A 23168-nucleotide genomic window follows, 5' to 3' on the forward strand; every position below is an offset into this window, starting at 1 on the left:
CCTGTCATTCTTTCTTTCTGCGCTGCTGTTCCTGGTAATCGCGGCACGCCTGGCCGAAGGCGCCAAAGAGCAGCATCGACTGCGGATGGTCTTCCACCTGCCATTCCGGGTGCCATTGCACGGCCAGCGTAAAACCGGCGGCGCTGGCTACCGTATAGGCTTCCACCAGGCCGTCGTCGGCCAAGGCTTCCACCAGCAAGCCATCGGCCAGCCGGGCAATGCCCTGGCCATGCAGGGAGTTGACCATCATCTCGCTCTCGCCGCCCAGCAGCCGTGACAGCAGGCCGTCCGGCATCAACTTGATGCGGTGCGCGGGCGCGTACTGGCGCGCCAGGGGATCGAGCACGTTCTCGCGGTGGTCGAGCATGCCCGGCACCGCATGCACGGCCTGGTGCAGGCTGCCGCCCAGGGCCACGTTGACTTCCTGGAAGCCGCGGCAAATGGCGAACAGGGGGAGCTGGCGCGCCAGCGCGGTGCGGATCAAGGGCAAGGTGGTGGCGTCGCGTGCGAGGTCTTGCGGCAGATCGGGATGGAGAATCTCTTCGCCATACAGGCGGGCGTCGACGTTCGAGGCGGAACCGGTCAGCATGACGCCATCGGCAATCTGCAGCGCCGCTTCCAGGTCCGCATCCGCGCCCAGGGCGGGCAGCAAAAGCGGCATGCAGCCGGCACCGTGCAGCACGGCATGCAGGTATTTGTCCTGCGCCATGTGCCAGGCGTGACTGCCCAACTGGCGCTGGCAGGCGGGAACGAGAACGATGGGACGGCGCATAGAGTGCTACCTCGCTGGCGTGACGATCCAATGACAGCGCCATGACAGCGCTGCCGCTCGCTACACTGTACAGCAGAGCCGCTAGAAACGGCCACACGTGGCCAACGGCGGCACACATCGCCTACACTACGGCTTTGCAATTTTGCTTTTGTTCAAATCATCATATGCCCGTCTGGCGCCAAACACCAGCGCCTGCGGCAAAGTTCCCTTACTTCCCCATGCATCCACACCGTTTTCCAGCCATCCCGACCACCTTTTCCTCCCTGTGGGGGCAGCCATGAAGCACATCCCGTGGCGCGACTTCTTCGCCCTCGTGGTCAGTATCGGCGTAGTCGGCCTGGGCCTGGGCGCGACCATGCCGTTGACGGCGCTGACCCTGCACCAGCGCGGCGTGGGTACGGACATCATCGGCATGATCACGGCCGTCAGCGCGCTCGGCATCCTGGCCGCCTCGCCATTCGTCTCCGGCTGGGTGGGGCGCTTCGGCGCGCGCGCCACCATGCTGGGCGCCGTCTGGGCGGCATCGCTGGCGACGATCGCCATGCAGTTCACCGACCACCTGCTGGCGTGGAGCGTGCTGCGCTTCCTGTTCGGCGGCGCCATGGGCGTGCTGTTTACCATCGGCGAAGCGTGGGTCAACCGCCTGGCACCCGATAATTCGCGGGGACGCGTGGTGGCCATGTACACCACCAGCTTTACCTTTTTCCAGCTGATCGGCCCCGCCCTGGTGGCCCTGTTCAACGACAAGATCAGCTGGAGCTTCGCCGCCTGCGGCCTGCTGTTTTTGCTGGCCGTGCCGGGCCTGATGCTGATCTCGAACAGCGGCCCGGAGCGCGAGCCGGAGGAACAGGGCGTGAAGTGGACCTTGATCTTGCCGCGCATGCCGATGATCGTGCTGGGCGCGGCCTTCTTTGCCCTGTTCGACACCCTGGCATTGAGCCTGTTGCCCTTGTACGCGATGGAGCACGGCATCGGCACCGACCTGGCCCTGCTGTCGGCCACCGTGGTGCTGGTGGGCGACACGGGCCTGCAATTCGCACTGGGATGGATGGCCGACCGCTTCGGCCGCGCCAAAGTCCACGCGGCCTGCGGCGTGGCTGTCTGCCTGCTGCTGCCGCTGCTGCCGTTCGCCGTCGGCACGCCGTGGCTGTGGTGGACCTTGCTACTATTGCTGGGCGCAGCGGCAGGCGGCATCTACATGCTGGCGCTGGTGGCCTGCGGCGAGCGTTTTACGGGCCTGTCGCTGACCAGCGCCAGCGCCATCGTCAACGCCACCTGGGGCGTGACCAGCGGCGGCGGCCCCCTGCTGACGGGGGTCCTGATGCAATCGGTGGGCGTCAACGCCCTGCCGGCCGTGATGTGGGTGTGCGCCGCCATTTTCGTGGGCAGCGCCGTGTGGGAGCGCAGGAAGGGCATCGTGTAGCTTGCGCTACGGCTTCGTTTTCTCCAGCCGCTGCCGCAATTCATCGGCCACCGGATAGTCGGGATAGGCCTGCCGAAACGCCACCCATTCCTCCTGCGCCAGGGCGCCTTCGCCCGCTTTCAACAAGGCGTCGATCTTCACCAGCCATACGGAAGCGTCGAGCCTGGCCGGTGGCGGCAGCGGCGCCGACTTTGCCGCGACAGGAGCGGGCATGGCCATCGCGCGCTGTACCGGCACCTGGCGCTGCAGGCTGGACTCGGCCTGCATGGCGGCTTGCTGCTCCATTGCCCGCTGCATGCCCGTGGCTGTCGGCGGTGGCGGCGCCAGTTCAGGCAGCGGCGCCGGCTTGGCTGCCGCCATGGCGCGCGGTGCTGGTGCTGGTGCTGGCGTCGGCGCTGGCGCCAGCACCGGCGCCGTGGAGACGGCAGCCTGCGGCACTGGCGCCGCAACTGGCATCACCTCCTGCGTGACCGGTTCCCCGACCACGGGAAATTGCGCCGGCTTCGAGCCGAACCAGTCCACGCCGATCAGGTTCACCGTCAGCAGCACGGCCGCGGCCAGCCCCAGCGGCACGCGCCAGCGCTGCAGGTAGTCCGAGGATTTCTTGGCGGGCAAGGTGCGCAGCACGCCATCGGCGCTGTCGTTCGCCGCCGGCTTGTGCAGGGCCTTTTCCGCATCCGCCAAAATGGCCGCATCGAGCGCGCTGGAAGGCGCGGGCTGCGGCAAACTGGCCAGCAGCGCGTTCAATTCTTCGTCGTGATCATCTTGATGATCTTGATGATCTGTATCGTGCGTATTCATGCCTGTCCTCCCGCGCCAGTGGCGCTGTCCAAGCCCGCGCGCAATTTCTGCATGGCGTAGCGCAGCCGGCTCTTGACGGTTTCCGCTTCCGCCCCCGTCACCACGGCGATATCCTGGATGCTCATGCCGCTGAACTGCTGCAGTACCAGCGCTTCCCTTTGTTCCACGGGCAGCGCAGCGATGGCCGCATGCAGCAGCGCGTGCTGCTGTTTCTGCTCCAGCGATTGCAGCGGCGATGCGCCCTCGTCGGCCGACTCGCCTGCTTCCCCTTGTTCCTGCCCTTCCCGCTGGCGCAGGAGGTCAATCAGGCGGTTGCGCGCGATCTGGTACAGATAGGTGCGGAACGCCGCCTGCGGCTGATAGCCCGTGCGCGCCGCGTGCAGGCTGGCCCACGCATCCTGCACGATCTCGTCGACCCAGGCGCGACGCGGCGCGCGCCAGGCCACGAAGCGGTACAGTCCCTGGCTATGGCGCCGGTACAATTCGCGAAACGACGGCAGGTCGCCGGCGCTGTAGCGCAGCATCAGCTCTTCATCCGTCGCGGTGAGTAAAGTGTCGGGCATGCGGACCAGTGTAGCCGAACTACGCGGCAGCGACAATTCCCCTGCGCCTTCAGCGTGCAGTGGACGCAATGGGCGCATAGCTGATGCGGCGCACTTCGCGGATCTGTCCGTCCTTGAGCACCCCTTCCACCAACTCATAGCCGAGCAAGGCGAAGACCCGGCCCTGCAGGAACAGGGGCCGCGCATTGCCATACCAGTCCACGCAGGAAGCGCGGCAGCCGTCGTCCGCCGCCGATAACTGGCCCGGCCGCGCCGCCAGCGCGCCCAGCTCCGTCAACTGCAAGCCGCTGTTACGCAGATAGAGAACGGATGCGGCTGACTTGTTGAGGCCAGGCCGCTCGTCCGCGCCCAGGATGGGCAGCCCGATCATGCCCTCGCTGGCCGTTTGTGGCTTGTAGAAAAAGCCGTGGCTGCGCGACTCGCCCTGCGCCGCATCGGTGCGGATGTAGCGCGTGGCAATCGCCGCCTGCGCCCCCAGGCGGATGCTGCTGAAGTGCAGATCCCTGCCCTGCGCGCCGATCACCACGGCGTCATTGCCCAGCGCCTCAATGCGCTCCACGCCGTGCGGCAGGGACAGGGCTTGCACGCTGCCCGCATCGGCCCAGCGCACGGCATACAGGGGCTGGCGCGGCCAGGCCTGGTCCGCCTGCCGCCGGCCGCCATTGCCCGGATTGCCGTACAACAGATGCGGCCCCACATAGCGGTTCTGCAGACCGTAGCCGCCACCACCGGGCAACGGCTTGTAGCTGCTGGCGGGCGCACTGTCGCGGCCATCGGAAAACGACGTCAATGGCACGCGCAGCAAGGCCATGTCGCCACGGCCCCGCGCGCCGTCCCACATGGCGTCGCCCTGGCCTTCGGCGCGCAGCAGGACGTTCAGGTGGCCGTCAACGCTTTCCAGGAACGAGAACTGGTCGACGGGCGCACCCGCCACCTTCAGGGCGCTGGGCGCCGAACCATCGAGGGGAATGCGGAACACGCCCGAGTCGCGGCCCCGCCGCGTGGTCCACACGAAAACGGACTCGCCCGACACATAAAACACGCGGCCCTGCGGCCCCATCACGGCGGTCGCTTCGCAGCGCATGTCGCGCTGCGCCAGGTCGCACACGGTGACCGTATGCAGGGTCAGGCCGGCGCCCGCTTCGGGCTCTTCATCGGTGCGGTAAATGCGCGTGGCCGGAGCGATGCGCTTGAAGTCGGATGGCACGGCGTCAGGGCGCCAGCGGCGCAGCGCGGGGAAGCCGCCAAAGGGGTCGCCCCGACGCAGGTTCAGCGACAGGGGCGAATAGAACACCAGTTTGCTGCCGACCAGGCGGCTGGCGTAATTGCGCGAGGAATAATAATCGTTGGAACGCAAGTGATACGTGGCGCGGTAGGCCAGCTTGCCGTCTGCCGCAATGTCGAACAGGCCGATCTCCGTGCCGCCGCGGCTGTAGCTGTAGCCGATGACCACCACCGTGTCGCCATCGATCAGCATCTCGTCATACCAGCTGCCGGACGGGTCGCTACCCGGCGCGAACGCATCGAGCGAGGACACCGGCTGCAGAGCATTTCCACCCACCTGCACGGTGAACAGCTTGCCGCGCCGCAGCATCACCAGGTGCTTCCCATGCAGCTTGACGATGCCGCCTTCGTCCACGCCCGCCGTCTGCACATTGGTGACGGATTCCGCCGCTTCTGCCGATGCTGCCGGCGCGGCTTTCGCCATCATCGGCGCAGCAGGGGCTGGAGGCGCCGCCGTGTACTGCGCCGAATACTGCGCCGTGGCCCGCTGCAGTTTCTGCTGCTCCCTTTGCAGGGCCGCCTGACGCGTTTGCAACTGCTGCAGATAGTCGCTCAAGGCCTGCTCGCTGGCAAACGGCGCCAGGGTCTTGCGCGGCGCCGTGCCGGCGGCGTGGCAGCCTGCCGACAAGAGCAGGGACAGTATCAATGTGAACTTGAGGGCGCTGGACATCGCTTCTTCTCCGGTTGGCTGGGGTGACAACCATGAAACGCAGCGGCGGAGAAAAAGGGGTTAAATGCGCGTGAAAATATTCACGCGGCGGTTGCTTTACTCAAATCCCCGTATGCGGTCGCCATTGAAATTCGGCAGGCGCCACTCGAAGTGCAGGGCCAGGAAACGGAACAGGAAACCGGCGCCGATGGACGCCAGCTGCGCCACTGCGCTATCGACCTTGAAGTACAGCAGGCCCACGTACAGGCTGCCCGTAAACAGCGCCACGGTGGCATACACTTCGCGCTGCAGCACGAGGGGAATCTGGTTGCACAGGATATCGCGCAGCAGGCCGCCGAAGACGCCCGTGATCATCCCCGCCAGCACGACGATGGCCGGATGCATCTTGGCCGACATGGCGATGTCACAGCCAATCACGCAAAACGCCACGAGGCCCAGGCCGTCCACCAGCAGGAAGATGGCGCGCAGATGGTGCAGGTAGCGCGCGACAAAGGCCGTGACGACGGCCGCGCCGATGGTAAAGAGCAGGTATTCGGGATGCGCGATCCAGCCCAGCGGATAGTGCCCCAGCAGCACGTCGCGCACGGTGCCGCCACCGAGCGCCGTGACGGTGCCGATCATGCAGATGCCGAACAAATCCATGCCGCGCCGCATGCCCATGATGGCGCCGGACATCGCTTCGGCGACAATCGCCACCAGGTAAATCGTATATAACAGCATGCTCTTACTCTTCCGAAAATGATTTGAGAATTTGTTCGCGTTCGCGCGCTTCGCTCAGGGAGCGCGCCTCGCTCGTGCCCGTACTGGAGCCGCCATTGCCAGCGTCACCTTGCGCCATGCGTGTATCCGCACCGTCGCTGCCGCAACTGACACTGCTGTGGATGAAGGCGTGGCTGTCTCGCAGGCAGTCGCCGGCCAGGTATTCGGCATACACGTAATCGCCATCGAGCAGCGCCAGGCCTGGCGGTTCGGCCAGCACCTGTTCGCGGCGGCCCTGCACGGCCACTTGCATGTAGTCGCGCCAGACGGGCAGCGCCAACGTCCCTCCGGTGGCATTGCCCAGGCTTTTCGGCTGGTCGTAGCCGAGCCAGACGACGGACACGAGGCCCGAGGAATAGCCTGCGAACCAGGCGTCATACGCGTTGTTCGACGTTCCCGTCTTGCCGGCCGCGTCACTGCGCCCGAGCGCCAGAGCACCGCGTCCCGTGCCGCTCTTGACGACGTCGCGCAGCATGCTGTCCATGACGTAGGCATTGCGCGTGGAGATGACTTGCGTACCTGGTACCGGCTCGCCCTTGGCGCGTGGTGCCGCATCGCTGAACAGCACTGCGCCGCTGCGGCTGCGCACTTCCTTGATCAGTTTCGACGGCATCTGCATGCCGCCATTGGCGAACACCGCATACGACTGCGCCAGCTGCAGCGGCGTGACTGCGCCCGCGCCCAGCGCCAGCGGCAGGGAGACGGGATTGCGCGCGCCTTCAAAGCCGAAGCGCGTGGCGTAGTGCTGCACGTAGCCGGGACCGGCCGCCTGCATCAGGCTGACGGCCACCAGGTTTTTCGAGCGCACCAGGCCGCGCCGCACGCTGATGAAGCCTTCATAGTTGTTGCCGTAATTGCGCGGACGCCAGGGGCGCGCGCCCGTTTCCTGCGGCAGCAGCAGGCGCTGCGTATCGTCCACGGCCGTGCCGGGGAAATATCCCTTTTCCAGCGCCGCAGAATACACGAAGGGTTTAAAGCTGGAACCAGGCTGGCGGTATGCCTGCGTGGCGTGGTTGTAGTGATTGCGGTAGAAATCGAAGCCGCCCGCCATGGCGACGATTTCGCCGCTGTGTGCATCGACGGAAATGAGCGCACCTTCCATCTCGGGCAACTGGCTCACCAGCCAGCGTTTTTTCGCCGCATCGTGCACCACGCGGATCACGCTGTTTTCAACGATGGCGCGCTTGCCATCCCACTGCAGCTTGCCGCCCAGGCGCGCATCCGAGGCGGTGAGCACGATCTCGTCGCCATTGCGCAGCTGCGCCGTCAGTTGACGCTTGCCCGACGTCCCGACCTTGCGCACCAGCGCGGCGCGTAATTCTCCGCTGTCCGGATAGGCGGCCAGCTGGCGCGCCACGCTATCTTCGGAGGCGGCCAGGCGCGCTTCCGGGCCACGGTAGCCGCGTCTCGCCTGCGCGTTCAGCAAGCCATCGCGCAGCGACTTGTCGGCCGCAATTTGCGGCGCCATGCGGATGGTGGTCGTCACGTCCAGGCCCATGCTGTAGGCACCCTCAGGGTAGCTTTGCAGGATCAATTGACGCGCTTCCTCGACCGCATACGCGGCCGCATGCACGGAGCTGTTGCGGTCCTTGTTCAGGGCCAGCTTTTCCGCCACGGCGGTGTCGTATTCTGCTGGCGTGATGTAGCCGAGTTCGCGCATGCGCTGCAGGATGTAATGCTGGCGCACGGTGGCGCGTTGCGGATTGGCGACGGGGTTATAGGCCGACGGCGCTTTCGGCAAGCCGGCCAGCATGGCCGCTTCGGCGATGCTGACTTCGGCCAGGGGCTTGTCGAAATAAATATTCGACGCGGCGGAAAAGCCGTAGGAACGCTCGCCCAGGTAAATCTGGTTCATATACAGTTCCAGCAGCTTGTCCTTGCCATAGTGCTGTTCCAGCTTGTAGGCGAGCAGCATCTCCGTCAGCTTGCGCTGCACGGTTTTTTCGCGCGACAGGAAAAAGTCGCGCGCCACCTGCATGGTGATGGTGCTGGCGCCCTGTGCGTGGTGACCCGTGACGACGTTGGCGAGCGTGGCGCGCGTCAAGCCATAGAAATCCACGGCGCCATGCTCATAGAAACGCGCATCCTCGATGGCCAGCAAGGCCTGGCGCATGCGCAGGGGGATCTCCTTCAGGGGCAGGAATTCGCGGCGCTCCTCGCCGTATTCGGCCAGCAGCTCGCCTTCGCTGGAGAAAATGCGCAGCGGCAGCGCGGGCTTGTACTGTGCCAGGTGCTCGACGGCCGGCAAATCCTGCCAGGCCTGGCGCAGCCACCAGCCGCCCGCCAGCGCGGCTGCCATGCCCAAGCCCAGGGTCAATCCCAGGCCGAATTTCAGATTGCGCGCCAGCTTTGATGGGGACTTGCGGGTGGTAGTGTCGTTCGCTTGTGCTTCCATGGTGGTAATCCCTTGCTGCCAGGAGGCCGCGCGCTGGCGCGCGGCACTCCATCAAAGAGACATTGTGCACTGCAACACACCCATCCTTATGGAAAGTAAGTATTATTTAGTATTGATAAATTTTTCTTATGTTAGGCCTTGACCATGGATCTCAATCCCAAGCACACGGAAGCGTTCCGCGCCGTCGTGGAAACGGGCAGCTTCGAGCAGGCGGCTCTGCGGCTGCACCTGACGTCGCCCGCCATTTCCCAGCGCGTGCGGGCGCTGGAAAGCCAGCTGGGCAATGCGCTGATCGTGCGCAGCCGTCCCGCACGCGCCACGCGCATGGGGCAGCGGCTGATGCAGTATTTGAAGCGGGCCAAGCTGCTGGAAGCGGACTTGCAGGCGGAACTGGCGGTGCAGCAAGATGCCCCGCTGACCCTGGTGCTGGCGCTGAACGCAGATTCGATGGGTACCTGGTTCTTTCCGGCCCTATCCGAGGTACTGATACGCGAGCGCGTGCTGCTCGACCTGACCGTGGAAGACCAGGACCACACCTACACCTTGCTGGAAACGGGCATGGCCATCGGCTGCATCAGCACGGAAGCCAAACCCATGCGCGGCTGCACGGCCGAACCGCTGGGCGTGATGCGCTACTGGCTGGTGGCCACGCCCGCGTTCCGCCAGCAGTGGTTCGCGCACGGCCTGACGCGCAAGGCGGCGCGCACGGCGCCCGTGGTCGCCTACACGCGCAAGGACACCTTGCAGTCATCGTTCCTGCAAGAGGCGCTGGGGCTGCCGGAAGGGGCTTACCCCTGCCATTACGTACCGGGCGCCACCTCGCACTTCAACGCCATCCGCTACGGCCTCGGCTACGGCATGGTCCCGGAACTGCTGCTGAAGGCGAACACGGATGGCGAACTGGTGGAAATGCTCACACCCAAGACCCCGGCCGACGTGGTCCTGTACTGGCATACGTGGAAAGTGCAGTCGCCGCGCATGGACCAACTCTCGCGGCAAATCATTGCGGCGGCGCGCACCATGCTGAAATAACTATCGCTGCATGCCCCAGCGGCGCAGGGTGACCCGTTCCAGGGTGCGAAAGCCGATGTTTTCCACCAGCAAACCAATCACGATGACGGCCGCCAGGCCCGCGAATACCTTGTCCGTGTACAGCTCGTTGCGGTTCTGGAAGATGTACCAGCCCAGGCCGCCCTTCCCCGACGTGGTACCAAACACCAGTTCGGCGGCGATCAGGGTACGCCAGGCAAACGCCCAGCCTATTTTCAGGCCCGAGACAATGGACGGCAAAGCGCCCGGCACGAGGATGTGCAGCACCAGGCGCAAGCCATTCAAGCCATAATTTCGGCCCGCCATGCGCAGGGTTTCCGGCACGCCCTGGAAGCCAGCATAGGTGTTCAGAGCCAGCGGCCACATCACGGAATGGACGATGACAAAGATCAGGCTGGCACGTCCCAGGCCGAACCACAGCAGGGCCAGCGGCAACATGGCGATGGCTGGCAAGGGATTCAACATGGCCGTCAGCGTTTCCAGCACGTCGCGTCCAATGCGGCTCGACACTGCCAGCAAGGTCAGCACAAAGGCGGCCATCACGCCCACCGCATAGCCCTGCAGCAAGACGACCAGGGACGCAGCCGTACGCGTGAGCAATTCTCCGCTGGCGATGCCAGCGATGAACGCCTGCGCCGTTTGGAGAAAACTGGGCAAGAGTAAATCGTTCTGCGTCCAGCGCGCCGCGCCTTCCCACAACAGGGCCATGCTGAGCAAAATCAAGGCCTTGCGCCACAGCGCGTGCTGACTCCAGCGCTGCCAGCGCGACAGCGGCCGTTCGACGGTGACGCCGGCCGGCAGTGGTGCCGCATACACGAACTCCTGGCGGATCGGCGGCTCCAGCAGCGCGCTCATACGGCCTCCCGCTGCGTGCTGGCTGCTTGCGGGACCGCCCTTGTTTCTTCATCGAACAGCAAGCCGTGGATGCGGCTGCTGGCGGCCTGGAATTCGGCACTACCGGCGCTGTGCAAGCCGAACTGATGGCTGTTCAGTTCTGCGCGCACCCTGCCCGGATGGGGCGACAGCAGCAGGATGCGATTGCCCACCACCAGCGCTTCCTCGATCGAATGCGTGACGAACACGAGGGTAAAGCGCAACTCTTCCCACAAGCGGCTCAACTCTTCCTGCATCTTGCGCCGCGTCAAGGCGTCGAGGGCGGCAAACGGCTCGTCCATCAGCAGCACTTCCGGCTGCATGGCCAACGCACGGGCGATGGCTACCCGCTGCTTCATGCCGCCCGACAAGGTGTGCGGATGGGCATCTTCGAAGCCGGCCAGGCCCACCTTGGCGATCCAGTGATGGGCGCGCTCGCGGGCCGCCACCCTGTCCAGCCGCTTGCTGGCCAGCAAGGGGAACATGACGTTTTCCAGCACGGTCTTCCACGGCGGTAACTGGTCGAATTCCTGGAACACGACGACACGGTCCGGCCCCGGCGTATGTATAGGCTGCCCATGCATGGCGATACCGCCCGCGCGCGGCGCGATGAAGCCGGCCACGGCTTTCAGCAGTGACGACTTGCCGCAGCCGGAGGGCCCCAGCAAGACGAAACGGTCGCCGCGGAACACGTCGAAACTGACGTCATGCGTGGCGCGCACGGTGCGCTGCTCCGTCCGGTATTCCAGGCTGACATGGCTGACGCTGAGCAATGGCGCCACTGAGACCGGAGGACGTACCAGGTGAAAAGCGGGTGCATTCATCTCAGCCTCCTTGCGTGATGGCGGGGTCGTCAAAGAAATAGTCGCGCCAGCTGTCGGGCAGGTTGCGAATGGCATTCACGCGGTGCAGGAATTGCGCCAGGCCATAGGTGTTTTGCGGCGCGATCTTGAATTGCACTTGCGGATTGGCAAAGATTTTCAAGAGCAGATTGCGGTCCACCTTGCTTTTATTCACCTTGATATAGATATCGGCCGCACCCTGCGGATTGCTGCTCGCATACTGCGCCGCTTCGGCCAGCGCGGCGATGAAGGCGCGGTAAGTCTTGGGATTATCCTTGCGGTATTTTTCCGTCGCATACAGCAGGGTCGACGAGCTGGGCCCGCCTTGCACGTCATACGAGTTCAGGAGGATATGGGCGTTCGGGTTCTGTGCCAGCTCCTGCTCCTGGAACGGCGAGTTGCCGAAATGGCCGCTCAACTCCGTGCCGCCGGCGATGATGGCGGCCGCCGCATCCGGGTGCGGCAAGGTTTGCGTGATGTTATCGAGGCGGGCAAACTCCTTGTCGCCCCACTGTTTCGCCACCGCCATCTGCAAGATGCGCGCCTGCACGGAAACGGACACGGCGGGCAAGGCGATGCGGTCCTTGTCCGTCAAGTCCGCCAGGGTTTTCACCTTCGGGTTGTTGCTGATCAAGTAGTAGGGAAAATTGCCGAGCGAGGCCACGCCGCGCACATTCTGCCGCCCTTTCGTGCGGTCCCAGATGGTCAACAGCGGTCCCAGGCCGGCGCCTGCAATGTCGATATTGCCCGACAACAAGGCGTCATTGATGGCAGGGCCGCCCGACAGGGTGATCCACTCGACCTTTACATCGACGCCCTGCTGCTTGCCATGCTTTTCGATCAGCTTTTGTTCTTGCGCAATGTTGAGCAGCAAGAAGGTGATGCCATGCTGGCCCGCGATGCGGATCTGGCCTTCGGCCATGGCCATGGGCATGGCCATGCACAGTATGGCAATGGTGGCGAGCAGGCGGCGGGCAAAGGTAAAGATCGGCAACATGGACACTCCTTGGTCAACTACGGTCAAAAAATCAGTACGGCGCATCGCCTTCGATGGTGGTTCGGTAAAGTTTGCGACGCTGGCCGGGCGGGCAACCCGTCGCCAGGTGCATCAGGGAACGGTTATCCCAGAACACCAGGTCATGCGGCTGCCAGCGGTGCACATATAAATGCTCCGGGCGCACGCTGTGCGCAAACAGTTCGTCGAGCAGGGCGCGGCTTTCATCGTCGGGCAAGCCAACGATGCGCGTGGTGAAATGTTCGCTGACAAACAGGGCCCGCCGCCCCGTTTCCGGATGCACGCGCACGACGGGATGGGTGACAGGTTTGACTTCATCGATCTGCGCCTGCGTCAGTGCGGGACGCCAGGGATTGCGGCGGAGCAACTCCTCATACTGGCTCAGGTAGCTGTGTTCGGCGCGGGCGCCGCGCACGGCGTGGCGCAGCGCAGCCGGCAAGCTTTCCCAGGCCAGGTGCATATTCGCAAACACGGTATCGCCGCCCTCGTCCGGCAATTCTTGCGCGTGCAGCATGGAGCCGAGGCTGGGCACTTCCTTGTACGACAGGTCCGAATGCCAGAAATGGCCCGCATCGCCCAGGCCGATGGGCTGGCCATCCTCGACGATGTTCGAGATGATCAGCACTTCCGGTTGCGTGGGCAGCTGGAACTGGCGCAGCACGTGGATTTGCAGGGGACCGAAGCGGCGGCTGAAGTCCACCTGCTGCTGCGGCGTGATGTGCTGTGCGCGAAACACCAGCACGTGATGGTCGAGATGGGCGTGGTGCAGGCGCTGGAAATCGCCCAGCGACAGCGGCTGCGCCAGATCCAGCCCCAGCACTTGCGCGCCGAGCGGCGCATCGAAAGTCTCGATACGGAAATGGCTGGTGGAATGCACGGGTTTCAGGACGGCCGACATGGGAATTCGACTAGAGTCAGGGGAAGTCCACTGTATGCCTGCGCATCGATCCTGCAAACGAAGCATTTCTGATATGGATATGCGCAGCGCGTTGCGCCATGCTGCAACAGGTACTGTCACGCAATGGCGCAGCAGCATCGGCTTTGCCCGGAAATGGCGCTAGCACGCAACTTGCTTGACTACCAATCTTTCACCATCAACCAGGAAAGCCATGCCCACTATCGCCCTCTTGCTCGCCATGCTGCTCGCCATTCCCGCCCATGCGCAGGATAGCCAGGATGAAGGCGATCTCAGCTATAAAGCCTATGTGCACAGCGACAAGCGCATCAAGTGTTTGTACGGCTATGCGGCCGACAAGACGGGAGACCATGCGGCGGCCGTCGTCATCTTTGAAGATTGCATCCGGCGCTGGAACGATGTGTATTCGATGATTTGGCTGGCCCAGCTGTATGAAACGGGCGTGGGCGTGCCCAGGGACCTGGTGCAGGCGACGGCGCTGATGCGGCGCGGCGCCCACACGAATGATGACGCCGCCTATGCGCGGCTGGCGCGCTACCACTATGGCGTGGCGCTGGCCGAAGGCCGGGGCACGCCCCAGGACATTCCCCAGGCCAGGACCTGGCTGCGTTTGGCTGCGCAGGAGGGCGTGCGGGAAGCGGCCGATTATCTGGGCCGACTGGAAGGCGCCACGCCATAGGCACTGCGCCAGCGTTGCTTACGCCGTTGCTTCGTAGCGAGCCAGGCGGGTCGCCATGCGCGGCGCCAGCTCGTGGCCGGCCGTGACCGTCACTTCCAGGTCGTTCAGCAAGCCATCCTTCAAGCCATAGACCCAGCCATGGACGCTGAGTTCCTGGCCCCGTTCCCACGCATCTTGCACGATGGTGGTCTGGCACACGTTCAAGACCTGTTCCACCACGTTCAGTTCGCACAGGCGGTCGCCGCGCTGGCGGCTCGTCAGTACGTCGCCCAGGTAGCGTTCGTGCTTCTGGCCCACGTCCTGCACGTGGCGCAACCAGTTGTCGACCAGGCCGATGCGCGTGCCCGTCATGGCCGCATGCACGCCCTTGCAACCGTAATGGCCGACGATGATGACATGTTTGACTTTCAGCACGTCCACGGCAAATTGCAGCACAGACAGGCAATTGAGGTCGGAATGCACGACCACATTGGCGATATTACGGTGCACAAACACGTCACCAGGTGCCATGCCCAGCAGTTCGTTGGCGGGCACGCGGCTGTCGGAACAGCCGATCCACAGGTATTCGGGCGATGTTTGCGCTTCCAGGTTCTTGAAGAAGTTCGGGTCTTTCGCCACCATCGAGTCGGCCCAGCGGCGGTTACGCTGCAGCAGTTCCGCCAGGGCCATGCCATTTTTCGGTTCGGTCATATCGCTCCCATTGTGTAAGTACGACTGAGGGCGGCAGATCGCGCCCATAGGCCGGCGATGCGCGCGCATTGTTCAGTCGCAGTGAAAAAAACGCCGGGATGTTTCAGCATCCCGGCGCATGGTGTTACGTGTGCTTATTCAAAAAAATCCTTGACCTTGTCTTTCCAGGTCTTGCTTTGCGGACTGTGCTTGGCACCGCCCTCGGTCGTCGACTTTTCAAAGTCGCGCAGCAGGTCTTTCTGTTTCTCCGTCAGCTTCACCGGTGTTTCGATCGCCACGTGGCAGAACAGGTCGCCCGCGTAACCGGAGCGCACGCCCTTGATGCCCTTGCCTTTCAGGCGGAAGGTTTTACCCGACTGTGTGCCTTCCGGGATCGTGAACGACACTTTGCCGTTCAGGGTGGGCACTTCGATTTCACCGCCCAGGGCCGCCTTGGTGAACGAGATCGGCATTTCGCAATGCAGGTCGTCGCCTTCGCGCTGGAACACGGCGTGCGGCTTGATGTGGATTTCCACGTACAGGTCGCCCGACGGACCGCCATTCGTGCCCGGTTCGCCGTTGCCGGACGAACGGATACGCATGCCGTTGTCGATACCGACTGGAATTTTGACTTCCAGGGTCTTGTTGCGCTTGATGCGACCGGCGCCGCCGCATGGCGTGCACGGGTCGGTGATGACCTTGCCGCTGCCATGGCATTTCGGGCAGGTTTGCTGGATGCTGAAGAAACCTTGCTGCATGCGCACCTGGCCGTGACCACCGCAAGTACCGCAGGTGGTCGGCGAGGTGCCCGGCTTGGCGCCGCTGCCGTGGCACGTGTCGCACTTGTCCCAGCTCGGCACGCGGATGGTCGTGTCGAAGCCGTGCGCAGCTTGCTCCAGTGTAATTTCCAGGTTGTAGCGCAAGTCGGCGCCACGGTACACCTGTGGACCGGCATTGCGGCTGCGTCCACCTCCACCGCCAAAGATGTCGCCGAAGATATCGCCGAAGCTGTCGGCAAAGCCGCCAGCATCGCCGCCGAAGCCGCCACCGCCGCCCATGTTCGGGTCCACGCCAGCGTGACCATAGCGGTCATACGCATCGCGCTTTTCCGGATTGGTCAGCATCTCGTAGGCTTCTTTGACTTCCTTAAACTTTTCTTCCGATTCCTTGCTATCCGGATTGCGGTCCGGATGGTATTTCATCGCCAGTTTACGGTAAGACTTTTTGATCTCTTCTTCCGAAGCATTTTTTGCGACACCGAGTGTCTCGTAAAAATCACGCTTTGCCATGTTGTCGGCACCTTGCAGTCTATCTACTGATGTAAAAATTACACGAAAAAGCCGAGTCGAGTGCTGCACTGGGCAACGACTCGGCTCGGCCGGTCTTCGCGGCTAATCCCGCGATGTAGCGTTCAGCCCGGCTGCCCCCAGTTCATGGGAGCGCAAGACATTATTTGCTGTCTTTGACTTCTTTGAAGTCAGCGTCAACAACGTCGTCTTGCTTGGCGCCTGCGTCCGATGCGCCAGCAGCTTGCTGTGCACCTTCCGCGCCGCCGGCAGCTTGCTGCGCTTGCATGTCGGCATACATTTTTTCGCCCAGTTTCTGCGATGCGCTCGACAGTGCTTCCACCTTGGCGTCGATCTCAGCCTTGTCGCCCGCCTTGATGCTTGCTTCCAGGTCGGTGATCGCCGCTTCGATCTTCTCTTTCTCGCCCGCATCCAGCTTGTCGCCGTATTCGGTCAAGGATTTCCGGGTCGAGTGTACCAGAGCATCGGCCTGGTTGCGCGACTCGGCCAATTCTTTGACCTTCTTGTCTTCTTCCGCGTTCAACTCGGCGTCTTTGACCATCTTCTGGATTTCAGCCTCGGTCAAGCCGGAATTGGCCTTGATCGTGATCTTGTTTTCCTTGCCGGTGGCCTTGTCTTTCGCGCCGACATGCAAGATGCCGTTGGCGTCGATGTCGAAGGTCACTTCGATCTGTGGCGTACCACGCGATGCTGGCGGGATACCTTCCAGATTGAATTCGCCCAGGCCCTTGTTGCCGGCGGCGATTTCGCGCTCACCCTGGAAGACCTTGATGGTCACCGCAGGCTGGTTGTCGTCGGCCGTCGAGAACACCTGGCTGAACTTGGTCGGAATCGTCGTGTTTTTGTGGATCATCTTGGTCATCACGCCGCCCAGGGTTTCGATACCCAGGGACAGAGGGGTGACGTCCAGCAACAGCAAGTCTTTGCGTTCGCCCGACAGGACCGAACCTTGAATCGCTGCGCCCACGGCGACGGCTTCGTCCGGGTTCACGTCCTTGCGTGGATCCTTGCCGAAGAATTCCTTCACTTTTTCCTGCACCTTCGGCATACGCGTCATACCGCCGACCAGGATGATGTCATCGATGTCCGACACTTTCACGCCAGCATCTTTGATGGCGATGCGGCATGGTTCCATCGTGGCCGTGATCAGCTCTTCCACCAGGGATTCCAGCTTGGCGCGGGTCATCTTCAGGTTCAAGTGGACCGGTGCGCCGTTCGCCATGGCGATGTACGGCTCGTTGATCTCAGTTTGTTGCGACGACGACAACTCGATCTTCGCGCGCTCGGCCGAAGCCTTGATGCGCTGCAGAGCGATCGGATCTTTTTTCAGGTCGATGCCGTTGATCTTCTTGAACTCGTCGATGATGTAATCGATGACGCGTTGGTCGAAGTCTTCGCCGCCCAGGAAGGTGTCGCCATTGGTCGACAGCACTTCAAATTGTTTTTCGCCATCAACATCTGCGATTTCGATGATCGACACGTCGAACGTACCGCCACCCAAGTCATACACGGCGATTTTACGGTCGCCTTTTTCGGTCTTGTCCAGGCCGAACGCCAGCGCTGCCGCGGTTGGCTCATTGATGATGCGCTTGACGTCCAGACCAGCGATACGGCCGGCATCCTTGGTCGCTTGACGCTGCGAATCGTTGAAGTACGCAGGCACGGTGATGACGGCTTCGGTGACTTCTTCGCCGAGGTAGTCTTCTGCCGTTTTCTTCATCTTGCGCAGGACTTCAGCCGAAATTTGCGGCGGCGCCAGTTTTTTGTCGCGTACGCCGATCCATGCATCGCCATTGTCGGCTTTCATGATTTGGTATGGCATCAGCGCGATGTCTTTTTGGACTTCTTTTTCGTCGAACTTGCGACCGATCAAACGCTTGACTGCGTACAGCGTGTTTTTCGGATTGGTCACGGCCTGGCGTTTCGCTGGCGCGCCGACGAGAATTTCGCCATCTTCTTGATAAGCAATAATCGACGGCGTCGTGCGTGCGCCTTCAGCGTTTTCGATTACCTTTGGTTGACCGTTTTCCATGATGGAAACGCAGGAATTCGTGGTTCCCAGATCGATACCGATAATTCTACCCATGATTTTTTCCTTTTATTTGCTAGATTTCAGATGGTTCTTATATGTGGCAAAGCGGCATGGTTTCAAGGCTTGCTTGATGCCGCCCTCTGATTATTTTGCTTGCGCGGTCGTTACAATGGCTGGACGCAACAGGCGGTCCGCAATCATATAGCCCTTTTGCAGGACTGACACGATGGTATTGGCTTCCTGCTCCGCTGGCACCACGGCAACAGCCTGGTGTTTCATCGGATCCAGCTTTTCACCCTGCACTGGCAACACTTCCACCAGGCGGTTGCGCTCGAACGCGGCGTTCAGTTGCTTCAGGGTCATCTCGACGCCTTCTTTCAGCGATTCGATGGTCGGTGCTTCCACCGTCAGCGCCGTTTCCAGGCTGTCTTTCACCGGCACCATGGCTTCGGCAAAGCTTTCCACTGCGAATTTGTGCGCTTTAGCAACATCTTCCTGCGCGCGGCGGCGAATGTTTTCGCCATCGGCCTTGGCGCGCATGAAGGCATCGTGCATCTCTGCGAGACGCGCTTCGGTACTCGCCAGTTGCTCTTCCAAAGTAGGCTCTGCGGGAGCCGCGTCGTCCGCTTGCGGATTAGGTACAGCTTGGTTTTCCTGATCTTGCATCTAGAAAGCTCCTACAATCAATGACTTAAATGAGTTAGTCTAATTATCTTTACAACACTGACGGGCAGATGGGGCTATATCCTATTGTTTCAAGGGGTATGCATGGCAAAACCAGCGATTACATCGATCCATGTTACAGCTTATTACAAAGCACTTCCCATTTCGGGCAGCGATCCGTGCGCGCCCCCCCTTGAGTTTCCAGGCTTCCCACGGCGAAGCGGGCATTCTACCAGCCCCGCCGCAGCCATCGCCACTGGCGGCGATGCTATCTTGATAGTACTTTTGTCGCGCCAGACATGACAAAGCCGCGCAAGCGCGGCCTCTTATTGTTAAAAAGTTAATATTGTTTAATTCGCCGCGCCCAGCGCCAGCGCCGCCGTGCGCGCCTGCTCGCCCGCTTTCCTGTCGGCCTCGCGCTGCGGCGCCGTCTTCATCGTCGGCCAGCCTATCATGTGTTGCTCGGCAATCTCCGCCATGCCCGCAATCCAGGCTGGCGTTTCGTTCAGGCAAGCGATGTAATGAAACTGCTGGCCACCGGCCGTTTCGAAATCATGCTTGGCTTCCATGGCGATCTCTTCCAGCGTTTCCAGACAATCGCTGGTAAAGCCCGGACAAAGCAGATCGACGCGCTTGATACCCTGTTGTGCCAGCGCCACCAGGGTGGGGGCCGTGTACGGCTGCAGCCATTCGGCCTTGCCAAAGCGCGACTGGAAGGTCACCACATATTGCTCTTTAGCCAACCCCAACTTTTCCGCCAGCAGGCGCGCCGTTTTCAGGCATTGGCAATGGTAAGGGTCGCCCAGCAGCAGGGTGCGCTTGGGCACGCCGTGAAAACTCATCACCAGTTTTTCCGGACGGCCATGCGCTTCCCAGTGGTTCAGCACGGAATCGCGCAAGGCGTCGATATACGTGTCGTGCTCGTGATACTGCTTAATAAAGCGCAATTCCGGCACATTGCGCACCGTGGCGTAATGGGCAAACACGGCGTCGTAGATGGAACCCGTCGTCGTGCCCGAGTATTGCGGATACGCAGGCAGGATGGCGATGCGCTCGCAGCCTTCGCTTTTCAACTTGGCCAGCACCTCGGGCAAGGAAGGCGAACCGTAGCGCATGGCCATGGCCACCGTGACGCCGTCATGGCCACGCTCGGCCAGGGCGCCGGCCAGCAATTTCGCCTGTTTCTGCGTATGCACTTTCAAGGGCGAGCCCTCGCGCGTCCAGATCGACGCGTATTTCTTGGCCGACTGGCCAGAGCGGAACGGCAAAATGATCAGGTTCAAAATGAACCACCAGACCAGGCGGGGAATCTCCACCACGCGCGGGTCTGACAAAAATTGCTTCAGGTAGCGCCGAACGGCCGACGAGGTCGGCGCATCGGGCGTGCCCAGGTTGACCAGCACCACGGCGCTGCGGTCGATACTGCCATGCGTGTACGGCGGTTCTGTTTGAAATGACATGAAAGCTCTTCGAAGGCGTTGGATGGATTAGCCAGTTATTATAGTTGCATTAACTGCTGGGGTCAGACCCTCATTGCCGCTAACGTCAAGCTCAGCGCTAACGCATCCGGGGGTCTGACCCCGGATTGACGGTCTGCCCCCAGCCATGAATCAAATTGCCAGCAATTCACGGGCATGCTTGCGCGTGGTGGCCGTGATTTCCAGGCCGCCCAGCATGCGCGCCACTTCTTCCACGCGGGCCTTGGCATCGAGCATGTCGATGCGCGAAGCTGTCTTGCCATTGTCCAGGGTGCTTTTTGCCACCTGAAAATGCTGGTTCGCCTGGCTGGCCACTTGCGGCAAGTGGGTCACGCACAGCACCTGGCGTCCCTGCCCCAGGCGTTTCAGCAGCCGGCCCACCACTTCGGCGACGGCGCCGCCGATGCCGCTGTCGACCTCGTCGAAGATCAGGGTCGGCGTGGTGGTGGCGTGCGAGGTGATGACGGAAATGGCCAGCGCGATGCGCGCCAGTTCGCCGCCGGACGCCACTTTCGCCAGCGAGCGGGGTGCCGTGCCCGCATGGCCGGCGACGAGGAATTCCACCTGCTCCAGGCCGTGGGCGGCCGGTTCGCATGGATTGAGGGCGATCTCGAAGCTGCCGCCCGTCATGCTCAATTCCTGCATGGCGCGCGTGACGGCTTGCCCCAGCTCCAGCGCGGCGGCGCGGCGCGTGTCGGACAGGCGGCCTGCCACGTCGCGGTACTCGGCTTCGATCTTCGCTTCCTGGCGCAGCAAGCCCTCGATATCGGAAGCGTCGGCCAGGTGCTGCAGCTTTTCCGACAGCTTGGCGTGCTCCTCAGGCAATTCTTCGGGCGTGACGCGGAATTTGCGGGCAGTGCTGTGCATGGCTTCCATGCGCGCATCGAGCTGATGCAGGCGCTCAGGGTCCAGTTCGACCCGGTCCAGGTAATTGTTCAGCGCGTATACGGATTCCTGCAGCTGGATGCGCGACGATTCGATCAGGTCGACGATGGGCTGCAATTCCGCATCCACGGACACCAGCTTGCCCAGCTTCTGGTTCAAGGCCGACAGTTGCGACACGATAGGGTGGTCTTCCGACTCGGAAATGAGGGATAGGGCTTCCTGCGCCCCTTCCAGCAGGCTGGCCGCGTGCGACAGGCGGCTGTGCTCGTTCGTGATCTCCGTCCACTCGCCGGGCTTGGCCGCCAGTTTTTCCAGTTCGCCCACTTGCCATTCCAGGCGTTCGCGCTCGTACAGCACGTTGGCGGCATTCGTTTCGAATTCTTCGCGCTGGCGCACGAGGGCGCGCCAGCGCTTGTGCAGCGCCGCCACTTGCCGCGCATCCTGCTCCGCGCCCGCTTCGCGCGCCGTCGCCTGGCCGTCGAGCAAGGCGCGCTGCGCTTCGCTTTTCAACAGCGACTGGTGCGCGTGCTGGCCGTGGATATCGACCAGCATGTCCCCCAATTCGCGCAACTGCGCGGCCGTGGCGGGGATACCGTTGATATACGCCTTCGAGCGGCCCGCATTGTCGATCACGCGGCGCAGCAGCGCGCCGCCATCGTCGTTGGCAAATTCATGCGCCACCAGCCAGGCCTGCGCCACCTCGCTGACGGAGAAATCGGCCGTGATGTCGGCCTTGGCCGCGCCTTCGCGCACCACGCTGGCGTCGCCGCGCCCGCCCAGCGCCAGGGTCAGCGCATCGATGAGGATGGACTTGCCGGCGCCCGTCTCACCCGTCAGCACGCTGAAGCCGGCGGAAAATTCCAGTTCAATGGTATCGACAATGACAAAATCGCGAATGGACAGTGTATGGAGCATGGCTTCTGTGGTTAGGCGGCGCACCGCGGGTTAGCGTGGAGAAAACTTGTTAGCTGAGCTTGCCCTCGCCCGACGGGTACTCATTCCAGTGCAATTTTTCACGCAGGGTGTTGTAGTAACTCCACCCTTCCGGATGCAGGAAGGTAATCGTGTGCGGCGAACGGCGGATGAGGATGCGGTCTTGCTGGACCAGGCTGGCAAAGGTCTGCATGTCGAAATTGACGCTGATATCGCGCCCGCGCACGATTTCCACCACGATCTGGCTGGAGTCGGGCAGGACGATGGGGCGGTTTGACAGCGCATGCGGGGCAATCGGCACGAGCACGATGCCACCCAGGGTCGGGTGCAGCAAGGGGCCGCCGGCCGACAGCGCATATGCGGTCGAGCCCGTGGGCGTGGCGATGATCAGCCCGTCAGAACGCTGGTTGTACATGAAGTGGCCATCGACCTCGACGCGCAATTCCGCCATGCCGGCACCGCCGCCCCGCGAGACGACGACATCGTTGACGGCCATGCCCACGTGAATCGACTCGCCATCGCGCAGCACGCTGCCTTCGAGCAAGGTGCGGCGTTCGGCCTTGAAGCGGCCGCCGAGAATTTGCGCCAATACAGGCAGCATGCGCTCGAGCGGGATATCCGTCATGAAACCCAATCGCCCTTGATTGATACCGATCAAGGGGACGTCGAATGGCGCCAACTGGCGCGCAATGCCCAGCATGGTGCCGTCGCCACCCATGACGATGGCGCAATCGGCGGCGGCGCCGATCTCAGCCGGCGACATGGCGCGCACGCCGGGAAACGCCAGGTTCAGATGCGCGGCCGTCTCCGCCTCAAAGACCACCGTGTGGCCCAGCACCTGCAGGAAATCCACGATGCTTTTAACGGGCTCGGCAATGCCATCCGTATTCTGGCGCACGACCAGAGCGATGGTCTTGGCGCCCAGGTTGAAGTGCTCGCCAGGGGCTGGCAAGGTTGCGGCTGGCTGTTCGGCGCGCTGTTCGGCGTGTGTATCGACGGGCATAAGAGTCTCGGATGTAAATTCAGTGGCAAGCCGCCCCAGGCTGTCGCGTCGCACGCTGCCATCGCATGATACTGTATATATGAACAGTATAGTGCGGCTGCCGTGTGCCTGCAAGGGGCGTTCTTGGTGTTGCACGCAGTGTAGCGCAGAAAAAGA

At 62.6% G+C, this 23168-nt stretch carries 20 protein-coding genes; 3 read left to right on the forward strand and 17 right to left on the reverse strand.

Annotated features, from left to right (window positions below; translation table 11 throughout):
* Nucleotides 1-4: 4 nt before the first annotated feature.
* On the reverse strand, nucleotides 5-772 hold the full coding sequence (locus CLU92_RS17660; protein WP_101482957.1) for a gamma-glutamyl-gamma-aminobutyrate hydrolase family protein: 768 nt from the start codon (nucleotides 770-772) through the stop codon (nucleotides 5-7).
* Between the two features lie 277 nt (nucleotides 773-1049).
* Between CLU92_RS17660 and CLU92_RS17665 the strand changes: the two genes are divergently transcribed.
* A complete protein-coding gene (locus CLU92_RS17665; RefSeq protein ID WP_101482958.1) occupies nucleotides 1050-2195 on the forward strand; it encodes an MFS transporter in 1146 nt (381 codons plus the stop codon).
* Nucleotides 2196-2201: 6 nt separating this feature from the next.
* Here the strand turns inward: CLU92_RS17665 and CLU92_RS17670 are convergent, their stop codons facing one another.
* The 5 genes from CLU92_RS17670 to CLU92_RS17690 form a co-directional block, all read right to left on the reverse strand.
* Complete coding sequence (locus tag CLU92_RS17670) at nucleotides 2202-2996, reverse strand: hypothetical protein (protein WP_101482959.1); 795 nt, start codon at nucleotides 2994-2996, stop codon at nucleotides 2202-2204.
* Nucleotides 2993-3559: a sigma-70 family RNA polymerase sigma factor gene (locus tag CLU92_RS17675; RefSeq protein WP_257561112.1), complete on the reverse strand. Its 567-nt coding sequence runs from the start codon at nucleotides 3557-3559 to the stop codon at nucleotides 2993-2995. Before CLU92_RS17675 ends, CLU92_RS17670 begins: the two co-directional genes overlap by 4 nt.
* Nucleotides 3560-3608: 49 nt before the next feature.
* Nucleotides 3609-5513: a beta-propeller domain-containing protein gene (locus CLU92_RS17680; protein ID WP_101482961.1), complete on the reverse strand. Its 1905-nt coding sequence runs from the start codon at nucleotides 5511-5513 to the stop codon at nucleotides 3609-3611.
* A gap of 96 nt (nucleotides 5514-5609) precedes the next feature.
* Entirely contained in the window at nucleotides 5610-6233 is a 624-nt protein-coding gene (locus CLU92_RS17685; protein WP_101482962.1) for a trimeric intracellular cation channel family protein, read from the reverse strand.
* 4 nt (nucleotides 6234-6237) lie between these two features.
* Nucleotides 6238-8667, reverse strand: a complete 2430-nt coding sequence (locus CLU92_RS17690; RefSeq protein ID WP_101482963.1) for a penicillin-binding protein 1A — start codon at nucleotides 8665-8667, stop codon at nucleotides 6238-6240.
* Nucleotides 8668-8805: 138 nt separating this feature from the next.
* Between CLU92_RS17690 and CLU92_RS17695 the strand changes: the two genes are divergently transcribed.
* Nucleotides 8806-9699 (forward strand): HTH-type transcriptional regulator ArgP, encoded by an 894-nt coding sequence (locus CLU92_RS17695; protein ID WP_208327678.1) that lies wholly within the window; start codon nucleotides 8806-8808, stop codon nucleotides 9697-9699.
* Here the strand turns inward: CLU92_RS17695 and CLU92_RS17700 are convergent, their stop codons facing one another.
* The 4 genes from CLU92_RS17700 to CLU92_RS17715 are packed head-to-tail and all read right to left on the reverse strand — an operon-like array spanning nucleotide 9700 to nucleotide 13345.
* On the reverse strand, nucleotides 9700-10572 hold the full coding sequence (locus tag CLU92_RS17700; RefSeq protein ID WP_101482965.1) for an ABC transporter permease: 873 nt from the start codon (nucleotides 10570-10572) through the stop codon (nucleotides 9700-9702).
* A complete protein-coding gene (locus tag CLU92_RS17705; protein WP_101482966.1) occupies nucleotides 10569-11414 on the reverse strand; it encodes an ABC transporter ATP-binding protein in 846 nt (281 codons plus the stop codon). The genes CLU92_RS17700 and CLU92_RS17705 overlap by 4 nt, the downstream gene beginning before the upstream one ends.
* A 1-nt stretch (nucleotide 11415) precedes the next feature.
* The gene (locus CLU92_RS17710; protein ID WP_101482967.1) at nucleotides 11416-12429 is read right to left on the reverse strand and encodes an ABC transporter substrate-binding protein; all 1014 of its coding nucleotides are present in this window, start codon (nucleotides 12427-12429) and stop codon (nucleotides 11416-11418) included.
* A gap of 31 nt (nucleotides 12430-12460) precedes the next feature.
* Nucleotides 12461-13345 carry a TauD/TfdA family dioxygenase gene (locus CLU92_RS17715; protein WP_101482968.1) on the reverse strand — a complete coding sequence of 295 codons (885 nt, stop codon included), beginning with the start codon at nucleotides 13343-13345 and terminating at the stop codon, nucleotides 12461-12463.
* 211 nt (nucleotides 13346-13556) lie between these two features.
* Between CLU92_RS17715 and CLU92_RS17720 the strand changes: the two genes are divergently transcribed.
* Entirely contained in the window at nucleotides 13557-14042 is a 486-nt protein-coding gene (locus CLU92_RS17720) for a tetratricopeptide repeat protein (RefSeq protein WP_101482969.1), read from the forward strand.
* A gap of 18 nt (nucleotides 14043-14060) precedes the next feature.
* Here the strand turns inward: CLU92_RS17720 and can are convergent, their stop codons facing one another.
* The 7 genes from can to CLU92_RS17755 all read right to left on the reverse strand — a co-directional run bounded on the left by can (nucleotide 14061) and on the right by CLU92_RS17755 (nucleotide 23012).
* Nucleotides 14061-14732 carry a carbonate dehydratase gene (can, locus tag CLU92_RS17725; RefSeq protein ID WP_071075293.1) on the reverse strand — a complete coding sequence of 224 codons (672 nt, stop codon included), beginning with the start codon at nucleotides 14730-14732 and terminating at the stop codon, nucleotides 14061-14063.
* 134 nt (nucleotides 14733-14866) lie between these two features.
* Nucleotides 14867-16000 carry a molecular chaperone DnaJ gene (gene dnaJ / locus CLU92_RS17730; RefSeq protein ID WP_101482970.1) on the reverse strand — a complete coding sequence of 378 codons (1134 nt, stop codon included), beginning with the start codon at nucleotides 15998-16000 and terminating at the stop codon, nucleotides 14867-14869.
* 160 nt (nucleotides 16001-16160) lie between these two features.
* Nucleotides 16161-18104, reverse strand: a complete 1944-nt coding sequence (gene dnaK / locus CLU92_RS17735; protein ID WP_034745982.1) for a molecular chaperone DnaK — start codon at nucleotides 18102-18104, stop codon at nucleotides 16161-16163.
* Between the two features lie 90 nt (nucleotides 18105-18194).
* Nucleotides 18195-18716, reverse strand: coding sequence for a nucleotide exchange factor GrpE (grpE, locus tag CLU92_RS17740; RefSeq protein WP_101482971.1), 522 nt, complete (start codon nucleotides 18714-18716; stop codon nucleotides 18195-18197).
* Nucleotides 18717-19063: 347 nt separating this feature from the next.
* Nucleotides 19064-20173, reverse strand: coding sequence for a ferrochelatase (gene hemH, locus CLU92_RS17745; protein WP_101482972.1), 1110 nt, complete (start codon nucleotides 20171-20173; stop codon nucleotides 19064-19066).
* Nucleotides 20174-20323: 150 nt separating this feature from the next.
* Complete coding sequence (recN, locus tag CLU92_RS17750; RefSeq protein WP_101482973.1) at nucleotides 20324-21991, reverse strand: DNA repair protein RecN; 1668 nt, start codon at nucleotides 21989-21991, stop codon at nucleotides 20324-20326.
* Nucleotides 21992-22040: 49 nt separating this feature from the next.
* The gene (locus tag CLU92_RS17755) at nucleotides 22041-23012 is read right to left on the reverse strand and encodes an NAD kinase (protein WP_257561113.1); all 972 of its coding nucleotides are present in this window, start codon (nucleotides 23010-23012) and stop codon (nucleotides 22041-22043) included.
* Between the last annotated feature and the right edge of the window lie 156 nt (nucleotides 23013-23168).

It is taken from the genome of Janthinobacterium sp. 61 (assembly GCF_002846335.1).
Taxonomy (GTDB): domain Bacteria; phylum Pseudomonadota; class Gammaproteobacteria; order Burkholderiales; family Burkholderiaceae_D; genus Janthinobacterium.